The following is a 17,556-nucleotide window of genomic DNA, read 5'->3' as shown; positions in this document are numbered from 1 at the left end:
TGGCTGGAAATTCTGTGGCACTGCCTCACCCGAGGCGTCCGCTACGACGAAACCGTTCACCTTCGCAACCGACAACAGGCCCTCCACCCGCCGTCGGCGGCCTGAGGTTGACAGAAGGTGTCTCATCCCGTCCACCCGTTCCCTGGCCAGCCTGCGCAGACCAGGGCTCCCATTGAGCAGCGCCGGGCGGGCCAGCACCAGGGACCAGAGGCTGTGGATGTTCAGTTCGGCGTGGTCGCTGCCGGGTTGCAGGCGGACGAGGAGGTGGCGCAGCAGGTCTTCGCCGGTCCAGGACCGCACACCCAGTTCGGTCATGAAACCGTCGTCGGTCTGCACGTCGCCGACCTCGCCAACCCAGTACGCCCAGTAGTTGAGGTTGGCGATCTCCTGCGCCTCGTTGGTCAGCGCGGTGCGCACGAAGGCACGCAACGGGTCCCGGTCGCCGTAGCGGCTCAGTGCGATGGCCGAGGAGCGCACCTCCACCCAGGACGGCACGTGGTCGGTGCGGCCGGCGCTGCGCAGCGCCCGGCGTTGTTCGGTGCCCAGCCAGGCCGCGGTGGCCCCGCGGTCGTCGAAGCCGAGCAGGTAGACGGCCTGGCGGCGGAGCAGGGCGTCCTCCTGCGCGGACCCGGCGTCCGCGGTGACCAGCAGGTGGTCGAAGAAGCGGTTGGTCTCGGTGGAACCCAGGGCTGGGCGGTCCGGCACCGGGCCGCGCCGCTGGTGGCTCTGCCGGTCCAGGTCGCGCAGGTTGGGCGGGGTGAGGCCGGTGAACGGCCAGGTGATCATGTTGGTCAGGTTGCGCCGGTGCACGCACTGGGCGAGCGGGTGATCCAGGACCCTGGCCGGGCGGTCTCCGGCCTCCACCGCGTGCCCGATCAGCAGATCCGCCTCCAGCGCGTCCTCCAGCGCGGCGAACACCTTGGGCGGCACGCCCAGCCGGATGAGTTTGGCGCGCAGGCGGATCAGGTCGGCGGTGCGGATCGCGGTCAGCGGGCGGCGGCCGCTTTCCCATCCCTGCACCGTGGTCAGGTCAACCCCGAGATGCTCGGCCAGCACCGATTGGCTCAACGGCACGGACTCCCTGGCCAGCTTGAGCACGTAGCCGGAGACGATTCCGACACAGCGCGGAGAACGTTGACCCGTTCGCAGTCTTCCCGTTCGTCCGGCCACGGTGCTCGCCCTCTCGCCACGCACCGACCGATGGGAGCCAACCCGTACTTCCGGTCAGTCCTCTTGTCGCGTCAGGTTCCCTAACGTTGTACGCACAGTGGTTGATCCACTGCCATGGGTAAGCAGGTTACCGGGGACAGCCGCTCGGTCGGACCCCTCCGATCAGCCGGTTGTGTCGGAGGGGAGAAGTCGTGTGCCACTACTGCGCACCACGGGACGGTGGTGCGGATGGCGGCCAATGACAATCTGGCCTGGTGGCGGAGCTGGCGAGACAAGCAGGTGCACGGTTTCCAGGTGGCCACGTTGCGCCCGGAGACCCCGCCGGATGATCTCACCGCCTTGTGCGGACATGTGGCTCCGCTGGCAGTGATCGAACCGACCAGCTCCGGGATGCCATGCGTCCTGTGCGTGGCGCGGATCCCGATGCCGCACCAGCACGAGATCGAACGGTGACATCCCTCCCGGGCTCGTGTCCCCCGTGCCTCTCCCTGGTCGCGGGCGGGGGACACGAGCCTGCAATCGTTAGTGCCAGGTGGCCAGGATCCTGGTCACCTCGGCGCGTTCGGCCCCGCTGAGTTCGGCGATCGGCGGCCGCACGGCCCGTCCGCACAGGCCGAGCTGGGCCAGTGCCTCCTTGACCACGGAGACGTTGTTCGCGCTGCCCAGCCGGGCCCGCGCGTCCTCAAGGGGTTTCACCTTGTGCCACAAGGACATCGCCCGCGCCCGGTCGCCGGAGTCCAGTGCGTCGAGCAGGCCGAGGGACAACTCGGGGGCGATGGTGGCCAGTCCCGAGGTGAAACCCTGCGCGCCCGCGGTGGCGAAGAACGGCGCCCAGCTCTCGGCCAGGCCGCACAACCAGGTCAGCCGGTCCTGGCCGATCACGGCCACCGCGTCGGCCAGTGCCAGCGGATCCGGCACCGCGTACTTGACCCCGATGAAGCTCGGGCACTCCCGCGCCAGCTGGGCCAGTGCCGCCGTGGTCACCTGTGGCGAGCGGACGTAGGCGACCAGGCCCAGTTCCGGTGCTGCCGCGGCGATCCGCAGGTGGTAGTCCACCCAGCCGCGCACGGACAGGAACGGGTGCACCGGCTGGTGCACCATGGCCGCCCGCGCCCCGGACCGGTGCGCGCGCACCGCCATCTCCGCGGCCCGTGCGGCGTCGAATCCGATGCCCGGCAACACCAGCGCGTCCCCGGCGGCCTCGATGGTCAGGTCCAGTGCTCTGTCCATTTCGGACGGTGTGAGCGAGTAGAACTCACTGGTGTTCCCGTTCGGCGTGACCACACTGACACCCGCGTCGACCACCCGCGCCACCAGTGCGCCGTAGGCCTTCTCGTCGATCCGGTCGTCGGCGTCGAACGGCGTGACCGTGATGACCACGACCGACCGCAGTGCCTGCCGAAGGTCCATGCCTGTCTCACCCAGCCTCGGGGTCGGGCACCGCGCCGTCGCGGGCCAGGAAGTCGAAGTCGCAGCCGGTGTCGGCCTGACCGATGTGTTGTGCGTAGAGCTGTCCGTAGCCGCGCCCGTAGACCGGTGGCGGAGCAGTCCAAGCAGCCCGCCTGCCATCCAGTTCCTCCTGTGGCACCAGAAGTTCCAGCGTCCGCCCTGGCACGTCCAGGCTGATCAGATCCCCGTCACGCACCAGTGCGAGCGGTCCGCCGACGTGACTCTCCGGCGCGATGTGCAGCACGCAGGTGCCGTAACTGGTCCCGCTCATCCGCGCGTCGGAGATCCGCACCATGTCCCGGACCCCTTGCCGCAGCAGGTGTTCCGGGATCGGCAGCATCCCGTGCTCCGGCATCCCCGGCCCGCCCTGGGGTCCGGCGCCGCGCAGTACCAGCACGGTCTGCCGGGTGATGCCCAGTGACTCGTCGTTGATCCGCCGCTGCATGTCCGCGTACCCGTCGAAGACCACCGCGGGCCCGGTGTGCCGCAACAACTCCGGCTCGGCGGCAATGCTCTTGATCACCGCTCCGTCCGGCGCCAGGTTGCCGCGTAACACGGCCAGCCCGCCCTCGGCGAACACCGGATCCCGTTGGGTGCGAATGACTTCCGGGTTGTACACCTCGGCGTCCCGCAACGCGATGTCCAGGGTGCAGCCGCCCACGGTCCGCCGCTCCCGGTGGATCAGCTCGCCGAGCTGGGCCAGCAGGGCCCGCAACCCGCCCGCGTAGTAGAAGTCCTCCATCAGGAATCGCCCGGCAGGCCGGATGTCGGCCAGCACCGGGACTCCGCGCGAGGCGGCGTCGAACTCGTCCAGCCCCAGCGGGATCCCACTGCGTCCGGCCATCGCGATCAGGTGGATGACCGAGTTCGTCGACCCGCCCAGCGCCAGCACCGTGGTGATCGCGTCCTCGTAGGCCGCTTTGTCCACAATGGACGATGGGGTGACCTGCTGCCACACCAGCTCCACCGCCCGCCGGCCACTGGCCGCGGCCATCCGCACGTGCTCGGAGTCCACCGCCGGGATGGAACTGGCCCCCGGCAGGGTCAGCCCCAGCACCTCGGCCACCGCGGTCATGGTGGAGGCGGTTCCCATGGTCATGCAGTGCCCCGGCGACCGGGCCAGCCCCTGCTCCAGCCCCGCCAGTTCCTCCTCGCCGATCAGCCCGGCCCGGCGATCGTCCCAGTACCGCCACATGTCACTGCCGCTGCCCAGCGTCTCGCCGCGCCAGTGCCCCCGCAACATCGGCCCGGCGGGCACGAAGATCACCGGCAGGTCAACGCTGAAGGCCCCCATGAGCAACGCGGGCGTGGTCTTGTCGCACCCGCCGAGCAGTACCGCCCCGTCCAGGGGATAGGACCGCAGCAGCTCCTCGACCTCCATCGCCAGGAGGTTGCGGTACAGCATCGCGGTCGGCTTCTGGAACGTCTCCCCGCACAGGGCGCCCGCGGGCAATTCGACCGGATAGCCCCCGGCCTGCCACACACCGCGTTTGACCGCCTCGGCCCGGTCCCGCAGGTGACTGTGGCAGGGGTTCAGCTCACTCCAGGTGTTGATCACCCCGATGACCGGTTTGCCCAGGTGCTCCTCGGCCCCGATGCCCAGCTGCCGGGTCCGGGCCCGATGACTGAATGACCGCAACCCCTCCCCGCCGTACCACCGGTGACTCCGCAACTCCTCGGGCCGTAACACCATCGATCCCGCTCCCCAGTCTTGGAAACGTTTTCAGACCCCGAGTCTCCATCGCCACCGCCACTCGGGTCAAGAAAAAGGTCGGATCTCTGCCCCAGGCCCCGAGTGTTGGCCGAACTTGTACGCCGAGTTGGCCGTTATGGTCGGCCGCCGGGTCGACTTGGCCCAACTGGCGTGCCACTTGGGCCAAAGACCCGTACCAGTTGGGCCAACGTGGCGTACGAGATCGGCCAACACTCGGTGGGGGTCCGATGTTTCGTGGGTGGGGGTTCACTCGAACGCGAGGTTTAGACCACCTTCGTAGGTGTTTGGGGTACGCGCCCCGCCGCTAGCTTCGGCGTCCGGTATCGCCTGGTGGGTAGGAGGGGCACCTTGTCGAGACGTCGGAGAATCACCGCGGGTTTGACCGCGTTGGGCCTGGTGGCAAGCGCACTCGCAACGGGATCGGCGGCCGCCGCGCCTGCACCGGAAGCGCGGCCCGGTCCGGATGTGCCGGTTCGCTCGGCCGAGCTGACCCTGGTCACGGGGGACACCGTCGCCCTGGACTACTACCCCGACGGCAGGCAGGCCGCCAGGGTCAAGGGATCGGAGCAGTACCGCAGCTACACGCTGGACAAACAGGCGTATGTGGTGCCGTTCGCCGCTGAGCCGTACCTGGCCGCCGGGGTGCTGGACGAGCGGTTGTTCAACGTCACCAGGCTCGTCGAGCAGGGCTTCGAGCGCCAGGGATCGTTGCCGTTGATCCTCAGCTACCCGCGGCAGGACATGTCGATCACCGCCGCGCCGCCCGCGGGCAGTGCCCGGCAGGCCGTGCTGGCCAGTGCGAACGCCCAGGCCGTGCGGGCCGAGCGCGGCAGGATGAGTGAGTTCTGGGGCGCGCTGGCCGGACGTGGCGCGAGCCTGAACGGCGGCATCGCCAAGGTCTGGCTGGACGGCAAGGTTCAGTCCACTTTGGACACCAGTGTGCCGCAGGTCGGTGCGCCCGCCGCCTGGCAGGCCGGGTTCGACGGGACCGGTGGCACGGTCGCGGTGCTGGACACCGGGATTGACGACACGCACCCGGACCTGGCCGGGAAAGTGGTGGAGCACAAGAACTTCAGCGACGCCCCGGCGGCCGCGGACAAGCACGGGCACGGCACGCACGTCGCCTCGACCATCGCCGGGTCCGGCGCCGCCTCCGGTGGAGCCAAGAAGGGCGTCGCACCCGGGGCGAAGTTGTTGAGCGGCAAGGTGTTGAACGACGGCGGCTCGGGTTCGGAGTCCGGGATCATCGCCGGGATGGAGTGGGCCGCGGGCAAGGCCAAGGTGGTCAGCATGAGCCTGGGCGGCGGGCCCACCGACGGCACCGACCCGATGAGTGTCGCGGTGAACCGGATCTCCGCGGACACCGGCGCGTTGTTCGTCATCGCGGCGGGCAACTCCGGGTTCGGCGGACCGGAGACCGTGTCCTCGCCGGGTGCGGCCGACTCCGCGCTGACCGTGGCCGCGGTCGACAAGCAGGACAAGCTCGCGCCGTTCTCCAGCAAGGGACCGCGGTTCGGGGATCACGCGCTCAAACCGGACATCGCCGCGCCGGGCGTCGCGATCAGCGCGGCCAAGGCCAACTCGGCCGGTGGCGAGCGTTATGTCTCGGCCAACGGGACCTCGATGGCCACCCCGCACGTGGCAGGCGCCGCCGCGATCCTGGCCCAGCGCAACCCGAAGTGGACGCCGGCACAGCTCAAGACCGCGCTGATGCAGACCGCCAAACCCCTCGATGGCATCTCCACCTACGACCAGGGCGCAGGCCGCCTCGCGGTCGGGGTGGCCGCGACCGCGCAGCAGCAACTGCGCGCCGACGCGGGCTCGCTCAGCCTTGGGCGCTTCCTCGGGCCCTACGGCTCGGTGGACCCGGTGACCCGCAAGGTCACCTACACCAACGACGGCGCCGCCGAGGCTGTGCTGGACCTGACCGTGCAGGCCCGCTCCGCCGGTGGCGCGACCGCGCCGGCCGAGGCGCTCTCGGTCAGCCCGGCCACCCTGCGGATCCCGGCAGGGGGCTCGGCCACCGCCACCGTCACGCTCAATCCCAACGCGGGCGAGATCGGGCTCTACACCGGCGCGCTCACCGCCACCCAGTCCGGTGGCGCCGCGGTGCTGCGGACCGTGCTGGGCTTCAACAAGGACCTCCAGCACAAGGTCTCGGTGACCGCCACCGCCCGCGACGGCAAGGCCCCCGGCTACGCCTCGGTCGCGCTGTGGAACCTCGATGACGGCAAGTACCACCGGGTCAACGTGGACGCCACCGGCTCCGGCGGCGCGCTGCTGCCGCCCGGCAAGTACTTCGTCGGCAGCTTCCTCTCCACCGCCGACCCGAGCCGCAACGACACCGAGTACACCGTGGTGACCAAGGACGAGGTGGAGGTCAAGGAGGCGACCTCGATCGTGCTCGACGGCCGCGGCGCCAAGGAGGTCCAGGCCCGCACCCCGGACAAGACCGAACCGGTGACGCTGTCCCAGACCTGGACCAGGGCCAGCGGCGCCCGCCGGTTCACCAGCGGCTTCTTCTACGGCCGCACCGTGGACCGGATCTACGCCGTGCCCTCGGCCCCGGTCACCCGCGGCGAGTTCGAGCTGGCCAACCGGATGTGGCTGGAAACGCCCAAGCTGGCCGCCCGCGTCGTTGCCCCGGACACCGTGTTGCGCCCGGACTACCTTGGCGGCGGCCAGGAACTCGGCAAGCGGATCGACGGCACCCACCGGCTGCCGGTGGTCTACGTCGGCACCGGCACCCCGGCCGAGTTCGCCGGGCGGGATGTGCGCGGCAAGATCGCGCTGATCCAGCAGTCCAAGGACATCACGCCCAACGACCAGGTGCGCAACGCGGCCGGCGCCAAGGCCGGGGTGGCCGCGGTATTTGGCTCAGGGCCGGGCCGCTTCGCCGACTACACCACCAGGAACCCGGCCATCCCTGGCCTCGAACTGTCCAATGTGGAGGGTAAGCGGCTGCTCGAACTGCTCGGCCGAGGGCCGGTGACGCTGGAACTCAAGGGCGTCTCGCACAGCCCGGTGCAGTACCACCTGGTCGCGCCGTTCGCGCAGGGCATCCCGGCGGACCTGTCCTTCGACGCCGGTCCGGCCACCCTGGCCACCGAGCGCACCAAGCTGCACGCGGTGCGCCCGGACCAGGTCGGCATGCTGGGCATGTTCAGCTTCCGGCCGTACGACTTCATCGGACTGACCAGCACCTACGACCGGCGCTTCCCGAATGACCACGTGCGGTACTTCTCCGCCAACAACACCCGGTTCAACCCGCTGTTCTACGGCAGCCAGGACGGGGACAGCGTGGCGGGCAACGGATCCGCGCCGCTGCCGGTGGCCGGCAGCAACCGCACCGTGAACTGGTACCAGGGCCCGTTCCAGCCCGGCGTGTCCAAGGCGCTGCTCCCGGTCAGCCGGGTGGACGACAGGCTGCGGCTCAACTTCGCCGAGTACCTGGACAGCGACCCCGACCACTACCTGCGTGATCTCGGCGCGAGCACGGTGGCCAGGGTCTACCGGGACGGCGAGCAGGTCGCCGAGCAACCGCACGCCCTCGGCGAACTCGCCGTCGGCGTGCCGGAGAAGGCGAACTACCGGGTCGAACTCGATGTCAACCAGGGGCGTCCCGGCTGGTCGGTGGGCACCGAGTCCTTCTCCTCGTGGAGCTTCGCCTCCGCCAGGGGAGAGGCGGGCAAGACGGTGCCGCTGCCAGTGCTCCAGGCCCGCTGGAACCTGGAGCTGGACCTGGACAACGCGGCCCCGGCCGACCGGGTCTACGCGCTCAACCTGACCGCGGCCACCCAGCCGGGCGCGCCCCCGGTCAAGGTCGCCGAGGTCAAGGCCGAGGTCTCCTACAACGACGGCGGCAGCTGGGAATCGGTCGACCTGCGCGCACTCGGCGCCGAGGGCGGCTACAGCGGGGCGATCCAGCACCCGAGGAAGGCGGACAGCAGCGGGTTCGTCTCGCTGAAGGTCCAGGCCACCGACGCCGAGGGCAACTCCGTCGAGCAGACCCTGATCAGGGCCTACGCGCTGAAGTGAGCCGAAAAGCACGGCAGGGGGCGGACCGCGCTGGTCCGCCCCCTGCCGCGTTCGAATCAGCCGATCAGGCCGGGATGCTCACCAGGACCTTCTTGTCCAGGGTGCGCACCTCGAACTTGGCGATATCGCCCGGCTTCAGCGCCGCGCCGCCACGCATCATCAGCGGCTTCGGCGAATCGGGCACGCCGTAACCCCGGTCCGGCACCAGCCAGCTGTTCACGGTGACCTCCTGACCGGTCTTGGACACCGCGATCAGCTCGCACGCCTCCGGCCCGCGCACGCCCTTGAGCGCCAGCACCACGTCCGAGCCCCAGCCGCGGCCCTGCACGGTCAGCTCCAGCGAGGCCCCGGTCGGCCCGGAGCCGGTCAGCTTCGGCACGCCGTCCGGGAAGGCCACCACGTTCGGGTCGGTGGCGGTGAAGGTCGCGGTCAGGATCGGCCCGGCGATGATCGCGACGGTGGCGGCGGCCGCGGCCACCCAGGTGATCACCCTGCGCCTGCGGCGGCGCACCGCCAGCTCGTCCAGCAGCCTCGGCATCGGATCGGCCGCGCCAAGGGGTTCGGCCGCGGCGACCGGCTGCTCGCGGAGTTCGTCCAGCAGGTCAGGCAGCGAGGACAAGGACTTCAGCTCGGCCTGGCAGATTTCGCAGCTGAGCAGATGCGCCTCGAACGCCTCGGCCTCGTGCGCGTCCAGCACGCCGAGGACGTAGGCGCCCACGTCGGTGTGCTCGATCGGCGGCGTCATGACGTGACCCCCTGTTCTTCCAGATTCCGGCGCAGTGCGCGCAGCGCGTAGAACACCCGCGATTTCACGGTGCCCGGCGGGACACCCAGTACGGCGGCGGCCTCACTGACCGAGCGGTCGCGCAGATAAGTCTGCTCGACCGCCTCCCGGTGCTCGGCACTGAGACTGTCCAGGGCGCCCTTGATGACGATGCGGGAGAGGGCCTCGTCGGTCCGCGCGGGCTCCGGCATCACCTCCAGCGGGGCCGGATCCACCTCCTGCGGCCGGATTCCCTTGCTGCGCCTAGCATCGATGACGATCCGGCGCGCGACGGTGAACAGCCAGGCGCGCAGCAGGTCGGGGTCGCGGTCCAGCTTCTCCGCATGCCGCCAGGCCCGCAGCAGCGTCTCCTGCACCACGTCCTCGGACCAGTACTTGTCGTTGCCGGTGAGGCGCATGGCATGCCGCATCAGCACCTGCCCGTACTGGCGGTACAGCAGAGCGATGAGCTGGCGCTCCGCCTCGTCCGCGCGCTTCTCCGGCTTGCCGAAGCGCCGTACGTTCACCGCGCTGCCTTTCGTCGCCGCATCATCTGGCCTCGCTCCTTTGCGCTGCTCACAGGGCGTCCTTCCCGTGGGATACGAGGAGCCCGCTGGTCCGGTTCAGGATTCCAGGGTGATCCTGGGCATTTGTTTTTTTCTGCGCCGGGACTGAACCCGGGCCGGTGACCTCCGCGTATCCCACGGCATCCGGAGCTGAGCACAACGACCGAAACCTTGTGGAGAGGGAGAGACCGTGCAGACTCGACGCGCTCGCACCATGATCCTGGCCGTTTCCGCTGTGTCCACCGTGCTGTTCGCCGGAGCCTGCGGGTCCGGAGTGGACGGTGCCGCTCCGCAGGCCCAGCCACCGGCGCCACAGCGTTCCAGCACCAGTGAGATCCCGGCCCTCGCCGCGCTGAACGTCTCCAACACGGCGCAGTTCGGCAACATCGTCACCGACGCCAACGGCAAGACCCTGTATCGCTTCGACAAGGACACCGCCAAGCCCTCGAAATCCAACTGCGCGGCCAAGTGCCTGGAGGCCTGGCCGCCGGCGCTGGTCGAGGGGCAGCCTACGGTGCAGGGCGTTGACCAGGCGCTGGTGGGGTCGATCAAGCGGGATGACGGCACCGAGCAGCTCACCCTGGGCGGCTGGCCGCTCTACACCTTCGCCAAGGACACCGGGCCCGGTGAGATGAAGGGCCAGAACGTGCAGGGCACCTGGTTCATCGCGGCCCCCGACGGCAAGAAGGCCAAGGCGGCGGCCGGTGGCGGGCAGAACGCCGCGGCCACGCTGAACGTGGTGGCCTCCAGCGATCTGGGCAACATCGTCACGGATGTGAACGGCCTGACCCTGTACCGCTTCGACAAGGACACCGCCAAGCCGTCCAAGTCCAACTGCGCCGCCAAGTGCCTGGAGGCCTGGCCGCCCGCGCTGGTCACCGGCAGCCTGCGGGTGCAGGGCGTGGACGAGGCCCTGGTCGGCTCGGTCAAGCGCCCCGACGGCTCGGAGCAGCTGACGCTGGGCGGCTGGCCGCTGTACCGCTTCGCCCAGGACACCAGGGCCGGGGACACCAAGGGCCAGGCCGTGCAGGGCACCTGGTTCGTGGCCGCTCCCGACGGCAAGAAGGCCAAGACCACGGCCAGCGCCAGCGGCGGCACCCAGGGCGGCGCGGGCGCCGGCGGCTACTGACATCCCCGATGGCGCAACCGCCGAGTTGGCCCAAGTCGTACGCCGGGTTTGCCCAACTGGGCGTACGACTTGGGCCAACTCGACGGCGGGTGCGGACCGGAGGGTTCCGGTGGCCTGCTTAGCCGTTGAGGTGCGCGATCTCCGCCGCGGACAGGTCCAGGTGCACCGCGGCGACCGAGTCCAGCACCGAAGAGATCCGGCTGGCGCCAGGGATCGGCACCACCACCTCGGACTTGGCCAGCATCCAGGCCAGGCACACCTGCTGCGGGCTGACCCCCCGGCCGTCGGCGACCTCGGCGAAGGCGGCGAATCCGCTGCCCAGCTCGGCCGCCTTGGTGATCCCGCCCAGCGGGCTCCACGGCAGGAAAGCGATGCCCAGTTCGGCGCACAGCTCCAGCTCCGGCTCGCTGCCGCGGAAGGCCGGGGAGAACTGGTTCTGCACCGAGACCAGCCTGCCGCCGAGGATCTCGTTCGCCTCGACGATCTCGGCCGGGCTGAAGTTGGACACCCCGGCGTAGCGGATCTTCCCGGCGTCCAGCAGATCGCGCAGCGCGCTCACCGAGTCGCCGATCGGCACCGACGGGTCCGGCCGGTGGAACTGGTAGAGCCCGATCACGTCCACGCCGAGCCGCTTCAGCGAGGCCTCGCAGGCCTGCTTCAGGTAGCCGGGGTCGCCGTTGAGGCCCCAGGCGCCCTGCGCGTCGCGGGTGTGCCCGCCCTTGGTGGCGACCAGCACGCCGCTGGTGTCCCCTGGATAGGCGGCCAGCGCCTGGGCCACGAAACGCTCGTTGTCGCCGAAGTCGGCGCTGTTGGCGCAGTAGGCGTCCGCGGTGTCGATGAACGTGACCCCGGCCGCCAGCGCCGCGTGCAGGGTGGCCTGCGAGGCCTGCTTGTCCTTGCCGAACTCCGATGACATGGGCATGGCGCCCAGGCCGATCGCGCTCACCTCGACATCGCCGATGCGGCGGGTCCTCATACTCGCTCCTGTGGTCGGTGTAAGCGGTTTCTCCAGCTTGCGTTGTGGTCTCGGTTATGTCCAACAGAAGAACCTGCTGGCACTGATCGGCTAACGTGCACAGTCGTGGAGCTTCGGCACCTGGAGTACTTCGTCGCGGTAGCGGAAGAACGGCATTTCACGCGGGCCGCCGAGCGGGTGCGGGTCGCCCAGTCCGGTCTCTCCGCCTCGATCAAAGCACTGGAACGGGAGCTGGGCGCGCCACTGTTCGTCAGAAGCACCAGACGGGTGGAACTCACCGAGGCGGGCCGGGCCCTGCTGGTGGAGGCCAGGCGCACGCTGGTCAGCGTGGCCGCGGCCAAGGACGCGGTGGCCGCGGTGCAGGGCGTGCTGCGCGGCACGCTGTCGGTGGGCATGGTGCAGTGCCTCGGCGTGATCGACGCGCCCGCGCTGCTGGCCCGCTTCCACGCCGCGCACCCCGGGGTCGAGGTCCGGCTCACCCAGGCCGGTGGCGCCAAACTCATCGACGGGGTGAAGGCCGGTCGCCTGGACCTGGCCCTGGTCGACCAGCCGCGACCGGCCCCGGACGGGGTCAGCCTGGCGCACCTGGCCACCGAGCCGATGCTGCTGGTCTGCGGTCGCGAGCACCGCTTCGCCCGGCGGGACAAGGTGGAGTGGACCGAGCTGGCCGATGAGGTCTTCGTCGACTTCCAGAGCGACTGGGGCGCCCGCCAGCTCACCGACCGGGTGTTCACCGCGGCAGGCATGGCCCGGCGGGTGGCCCTGGAACTCAACGATGTGCACAGCCTGCTGGAGCTGGTCGGACACGGTCTCGGCATCGCGGTGGTGCCGCGGCCGATGGCCTACAAGAAGGGCTTCCAGGTCGCCATCGCCGAACTGCACGCGCCGGTCGCGCCGAACTGGGAGGCCAGCATCGCGCTGCGCTCCGGCGAGCACGTGAGCCCATCCGCGCAGGCCTTCCTGCGGCTGGTGCTGGGCAGTGACGCGCTGCCCGCCGGGTAGGGCAGTGATCATCGCCCCTTAGTCCGGCCGCCGGCCGGGGACTTCGCGCGGCCGCGGCTGGACAGTGGCGCCATGCGAGTGCGAAAGAACCTGGGCGCGGCCGTGCTGGCCGCCGCCCTGCTCGTCCTGACCGCCGTCTCCGGTCAGGCACAGGCCACCCCGACGGGTGCGGGGAACGGCGGTCCGGTACAGGTCACGCCGGGGATGGACCGGTTCCCTCCGGACACCGCGGCCAAGCCGGAACCCGCCATTACCGGGCCGGTGGCGGCGGCTGCCTTGCCCCGGCGGCACATCACCCGGTACGGCCCGGTCACCATCGGCCCGAACCGCTGGCAGGAGCCCGAGGCCTACTGCCCGGACGGCATGCTGGCCACCGGCGGCGGCGAGTACAACTCCAACGCGGGCTCGGTGACCCTGCACCAGAGCCTGGCCCTCGACGGCGGGCGCGGCTGGAAGGTCCAGGTCACCAACCTGGGCGCGACCGAGGTGACCCTGCACGTCTACGCGGTCTGCTACAGCGGCCTGAGCCACTACCAGCACAGCTACGCCAAGCGGCCGGTCGGCGTGAACACCTTCGGCGATGTGTGGGCCGGCTGCCCCAACGGCGTCGCGCTGGTCGGCGGCGGTGGTTCGGCCGACACCTACTTCAGCCGGGTCGAGTCCAACCCCGGCGACGACCTGCGAGCCTGGCGCTTCGGCATCCTGAACAAGGACAACGCGACGCGGACCGTGCAGAGCCAGGCGATCTGCGCCAACGGCATCCAGGGCCAGACGCTGGTGAAGTCCGGCCACTACATCCTGCCGCCGTGGGACTACTACGGCGACGCGGCGATCACCTGCCCCGGCGACAGCTGGGTGGTCAGCGGCGGCGGGTTCGCGCCCAGGGTCACCGATTCGCATCCGCAGGGCGAGGGCTGGCGGATCTACTACCACAACGGACCGCCGCCCCGATCCGGCGCGCAGGCCTTCGCGATCTGCGGCCGCTAGGCACCCACCCGCCACCGTGATGGCCGTCCTGGGCGGCGTGTTGGCCGTTGTCGTACGGTGTGTTGGCCGTTGTGGACGGTGTGTTGGCCGGAGGGCGTACCAGTTCGGCCAACACCATGTACGACAACGGCCAACACGCCGGCGGGGACACACGAGAACCCCTGCACTGTCCGAAGTGGACAGTGCAGGGGTTCTCCCTGTGGAGGAGCGGTCAGAACTCGTCCGGGGTGCGCATGCGCTCGCGGATCCAGGCGCCCGCGGGCTTGAGCACGCCGGTGCCGGCGAAGTTGTTGCCCGCACAGGTGCCGCTCTTGAACACGGCGCCGGAGCGGTTGTCGTCGGAGAAGTTCCAGTTGGTCCAGCTGATCTTCTTCTGCTTCATGAAGTCGATGTACTTCTGCGACCAGGTGAAGTCGTTCCCGCCGTCACCACTGGCGGTCTGGGTGCCGAACTCGGTCACGAACAGCGGCAGCTTGGCGGCCGCGCGGGTGAACGCGTCCAGGTAGTTCTGCTTGTGCGAGGCCGCGTAGAAGTGGAACGTGTACATGATGTTCGGGACGTTGATCGGGTTGTTGATGATGTCCTGCTCGTTGCGGCCATCGGAGATCCCGAGCGAGCCCCAGCCGTGCGTGCCGACCAGGATCAGGCTGTCCGGGTCCTCCGCGCGGATGGTGGGCATGACCGCCTCGGCGTAGGTCTTGATCCTCGACCAGGCCACGCCGTTCGGCTCGTTCGCGATGTCGTAGATGATGTTGGTCTTGTCCTTGTGCCGCTGGGCGATCTCCTTGAAGAAGGTCTTGGCCCGCGCGGTGTTGTGGTTCGGGTCGCCCGGCGTGAGCTGGTGCCAGTCGATCAACGCGTAGAGGCCGCGCTTGGTGGCTTCCTCGATGTAGCCGTGCACCATGTCGGTGAATTTCCGGGGGTTGGTCTCGTACCCACCCTCCTGGATGTACATCGCGATGCGCAGGACATCGCCGCCCCAGTCCTTGGCCAGCGCGTCCAGCGAGGCCGTCTTCACGCACTGGCTGTACCACTGGATGCCGTGCGTGCTCATGCCGCGCAACTGGATCGGCTTGCCGTTCTTGTTACAGAGCTGCAGACCGCAGACCTTGAGCTGGCCGTTGATCGCCGCGGGCGTGCCTGGTGGCAGGGCGGCCACGGCCTGGGTGGACACGGTGTCCGAAGACGCCGGAGTGTGGGGGGTTGGCGAACCTTGTGCGCTGGTGGCGAGCACACCGGTTGTGGCCAGAGCGGCCGCCGCGATCACGGCGAGTGCGCGGCTGACTACGTTGAGCCGTCCCATCGTTTGCGCTCCTCTCGGAACGGAGACCCAGGGCAGGGGTGGGGTCTCCGAGCTGTGCAAGGCGGCGGCGGTGCGTGGCGGCGGCGGTGCAGATGCTGGGAACACATTGTTAGGTTAGTTTCCTAACAGTGGGCAGGATGTTAGTGACCCCGCTCACCAACCGTCAAGGGGGGATGGTTGGTGAGCGGGGTCTGTTTCGTATCAGGAGCAGGTCAGCCGGACATCGGCCCAGTCGGCGTGGTCGTTGCTCTGCCCGTCACCGGCGTCGGTGACCACCAGGCGCAGCAGGGTCGCGCCGGACACGTTGGCCTGCAACGGTTTCGCTGGATCGGCGGCGGTCAGCACGCCGCTGTCGGCGACCTTGGCCGCGTCGGCGAAGACCTGGAAGACCACCGAGCCTGCGTTCTTCTCATCGTCCACCCCGACCTGTGCGGACACCGTTGAGCACCGGCCGCCGAGGTGGTACTCGACGGTGCTCGGCGCGTGCACGCCGAGGCCCTTGGCGAAGACCACGCCGTTGATGGTGATCGGCTTGCCGTCGCCTGCCTTGCTCTCGCCGTTGCTGGTGTCCAGCTCGACCGGCCCGAACCCGTTGGCCGAGCGCAGCCACTTGGTGTCGGAGAGCTGCACCGTCCCGCTGGGCGCGGGTTCGGGCACCAGCAGGTCGAAGCTCTGGGTGTGCGTGCTCGGCCGCGGCCCGTGGAAGGTGACGGTGCTGGTCACCGGGTACCTGCCGGGTGTGGTCCCGGCCGGCGGGGTGATCGCGAAGTGGGTCCGCCAGGTCTGTTCCGGCCGCAGCAGCGGGGTGCTCGCCGGGGACTCGGCCTTGATCGTCCAGCCCTCGGGCGCGCTGATCCTGGCCTTGGCGAACAGGGCAGGGAGCCTGCCCGCGTTGTGCACCGCGGTGCTCACCCTGGCGGCCTTGCCGGGAGTGACCACCGGCGCGGCGCCGGGGTAGCGCAGCTCCAGGTCGGTGTGGCTGTCCACCGCGGGCGGGTACAGCGGCCAGGCGCGGTCGGCGGAGATCCGGTAGATCGCGGTGCCGTGCGGCGGGACCGTCGCCGCGATCGTGCCCGCGGTGTGCGCGTCCTGCCCGGTCCACAGGTCGCGGATCTTGTAACCACTGGCCTTGGCCAGGCCGGCCTCGGCGGCGGTGGCGCTGATCCGGGCAGGCTGGTCGGTCTCGTTGAACAGCGCGACCGCCTTGTCCCCGTTGGCCAGTGGCTTGACGAAGACGTACTGCCCGTTCTGGATCCGGATCGGCTTGCCCTGCTTGCCGAGCTTGTCCTGATCGATCGCGATGATCTCCTTGTTGGTCAGGATCTCGAAGTGCTCTGCGGAGACCTTGCGCAGGTCGGCGCCGATCAGCAGCGGGGCGGCCATGATCGACCAGAGTGCGAACTGGGACCGGTACTCGGTGCTGGACTGCTTGCCGTTGCCGACCTCCAGCATGTCCGGGTCGTTCCAGTGCCCTGGACCGGCGTAGTCGGCCAGCACCATGTTGCGCTTGAGCAGGTCGACGGTCTTGGCCCAGGTGTCGTTGATGTCACCGGTGGTGCGCCACAGGTGGCCGACGTCCTTGGCCCACTCCCAGGGCTTATTCTGGCCCCACTCGCAGATGGAGAACACGATCGGCCTGCCGGTGGCCTTGAGCGCGTCCCGCATCTTGGTGTAGCGGAGTTTGGCGTCCACGCCCTGGTTGTTGCAGTTGTCATATTTGAGGTAGTCCACGCCCCAGGAGGCGAACAGCCTGGCGTCCAGCTCCTCGAAGCCCAGTCCACCGGGGAAGCCGCCGACCTTGTTGCAGGTCTTGATGCCCGCGCTGGTGTAGATGCCGAACTTGAGGCCCTTGGCGTGCACGTAGTCGGCCAGCCACTTGATGCCGCGCGGGAAGCGGACCGGGTCGGGCACCAGATTGCCGTCGGCGGTGCGCTGCGGCAGCGCCCAGCAATCGTCGATGTTGACGTAGGAGTAGCCGGCCGCCTTGAGGCCGCGGTCGACGAAGATGTCCGCCATATCGGTGATCATCTTCTCGTTGAACTCGGCCCGGCAGTGCGTGGTGTTCCAGTTGTTGAAGCCCATCGGCGGGGTCAGGGCCAGGCCGTCGTCGATGGCTACCGCGGGCGGCGGCGGCTCGGCGAGTGCGGGTGGCGTGGTGGCCAGCGCACCGCTGCCCACGGCCACGGCGAACGTGGCGGCCAGCGCGGCTAACCGCCGCTTGGACAGGGAACTCATCCGATCTCCTCGGGTTGGCGTCGCAGGCAACCGGTCAGAATCAAACGGAAACAGACACAAGCACGCACAGTTCAACCAGAAGCGAACGGGCTGTCAATACGCCCGAGGTGAGGTTGGTAAACATGGAGTAGCCTGCGGATGACAACGTATTCATCCGCGACGGGCTTGACGCGCCGCAGGTCCAAGGCTTACTGTCTGATCAGTCAGTCCAATGAGCTCCCTGG

General features: G+C 69.5%; 13 protein-coding genes. 5 read left to right on the top strand and 8 right to left on the bottom strand.

Annotated features, from left to right (window positions below; all coding sequences use genetic code 11):
• Positions 1–1,074, bottom strand: a 1,074-nt coding sequence (locus ACTOWY_RS41490) for a helix-turn-helix domain-containing protein (protein ID WP_441315077.1), incomplete at its 3' end; no start/stop codon positions are given.
• A 324-nt stretch (positions 1,075–1,398) separates the two neighbouring features.
• On the opposite strand from ACTOWY_RS41490, the gene ACTOWY_RS41485 reads away from it, so the two are divergent.
• Positions 1,399–1,623, top strand: coding sequence for a hypothetical protein (locus ACTOWY_RS41485; protein ID WP_247764077.1), 225 nt, complete (start codon positions 1,399–1,401; stop codon positions 1,621–1,623).
• 69 nt (positions 1,624–1,692) lie between these two features.
• Here ACTOWY_RS41485 and ACTOWY_RS41480 read toward each other — a convergent pair whose 3' ends face one another.
• The gene (locus tag ACTOWY_RS41480) at positions 1,693–2,580 is read right to left on the bottom strand and encodes a dihydrodipicolinate synthase family protein (protein ID WP_441315076.1); all 888 of its coding nucleotides are present in this window, start codon (positions 2,578–2,580) and stop codon (positions 1,693–1,695) included.
• 7 nt (positions 2,581–2,587) lie between these two features.
• A complete protein-coding gene (gene araD / locus ACTOWY_RS41475; RefSeq protein ID WP_441315075.1) occupies positions 2,588–4,312 on the bottom strand; it encodes an L-arabinonate dehydratase in 1,725 nt (574 codons plus the stop codon).
• A gap of 417 nt (positions 4,313–4,729) precedes the next feature.
• Between araD and ACTOWY_RS41470 the strand changes: the two genes are divergently transcribed.
• Positions 4,730–8,371, top strand: a complete 3,642-nt coding sequence (locus ACTOWY_RS41470; protein ID WP_441315074.1) for a S8 family peptidase — start codon at positions 4,730–4,732, stop codon at positions 8,369–8,371.
• A gap of 64 nt (positions 8,372–8,435) precedes the next feature.
• Here ACTOWY_RS41470 and ACTOWY_RS41465 read toward each other — a convergent pair whose 3' ends face one another.
• Together ACTOWY_RS41465 and ACTOWY_RS41460 are read right to left on the bottom strand one after the other, a co-directional pair.
• Entirely contained in the window at positions 8,436–9,116 is a 681-nt protein-coding gene (locus tag ACTOWY_RS41465; RefSeq protein WP_441315073.1) for an anti-sigma factor family protein, read from the bottom strand.
• Entirely contained in the window at positions 9,113–9,661 is a 549-nt protein-coding gene (locus ACTOWY_RS41460; protein WP_441315072.1) for a sigma-70 family RNA polymerase sigma factor, read from the bottom strand. The genes ACTOWY_RS41465 and ACTOWY_RS41460 overlap by 4 nt, the downstream gene beginning before the upstream one ends.
• Positions 9,662–9,890: 229 nt before the next feature.
• On the opposite strand from ACTOWY_RS41460, the gene ACTOWY_RS41455 reads away from it, so the two are divergent.
• The gene (locus ACTOWY_RS41455; RefSeq protein WP_441315071.1) at positions 9,891–10,829 is read left to right on the top strand and encodes a hypothetical protein; all 939 of its coding nucleotides are present in this window, start codon (positions 9,891–9,893) and stop codon (positions 10,827–10,829) included.
• A 118-nt stretch (positions 10,830–10,947) separates the two neighbouring features.
• Here ACTOWY_RS41455 and ACTOWY_RS41450 read toward each other — a convergent pair whose 3' ends face one another.
• Positions 10,948–11,805: an aldo/keto reductase gene (locus ACTOWY_RS41450; RefSeq protein ID WP_441315070.1), complete on the bottom strand. Its 858-nt coding sequence runs from the start codon at positions 11,803–11,805 to the stop codon at positions 10,948–10,950.
• Positions 11,806–11,910: 105 nt separating this feature from the next.
• On the opposite strand from ACTOWY_RS41450, the gene ACTOWY_RS41445 reads away from it, so the two are divergent.
• Together ACTOWY_RS41445 and ACTOWY_RS41440 are read left to right on the top strand one after the other, a co-directional pair.
• Positions 11,911–12,807 carry a LysR family transcriptional regulator gene (locus ACTOWY_RS41445; protein ID WP_441315069.1) on the top strand — a complete coding sequence of 299 codons (897 nt, stop codon included), beginning with the start codon at positions 11,911–11,913 and terminating at the stop codon, positions 12,805–12,807.
• 72 nt (positions 12,808–12,879) lie between these two features.
• The gene (locus ACTOWY_RS41440) at positions 12,880–13,794 is read left to right on the top strand and encodes a hypothetical protein (RefSeq protein WP_441315068.1); all 915 of its coding nucleotides are present in this window, start codon (positions 12,880–12,882) and stop codon (positions 13,792–13,794) included.
• Between the two features lie 211 nt (positions 13,795–14,005).
• Here ACTOWY_RS41440 and ACTOWY_RS41435 read toward each other — a convergent pair whose 3' ends face one another.
• On the bottom strand, positions 14,006–15,097 hold the full coding sequence (locus ACTOWY_RS41435) for a glycoside hydrolase family 5 protein (RefSeq protein ID WP_441315067.1): 1,092 nt from the start codon (positions 15,095–15,097) through the stop codon (positions 14,006–14,008).
• 201 nt (positions 15,098–15,298) lie between these two features.
• A complete protein-coding gene (locus ACTOWY_RS41430; protein ID WP_441315066.1) occupies positions 15,299–17,332 on the bottom strand; it encodes an NPCBM/NEW2 domain-containing protein in 2,034 nt (677 codons plus the stop codon).
• Between the last annotated feature and the right edge of the window lie 224 nt (positions 17,333–17,556).

The sequence above is a fragment of the Crossiella sp. CA198 genome (genome assembly GCF_052078295.1).
Classification (GTDB): Bacteria; Actinomycetota; Actinomycetes; order Mycobacteriales; family Pseudonocardiaceae; genus Crossiella.
This window is presented reverse-complemented; position numbering and strand designations above follow the sequence as displayed.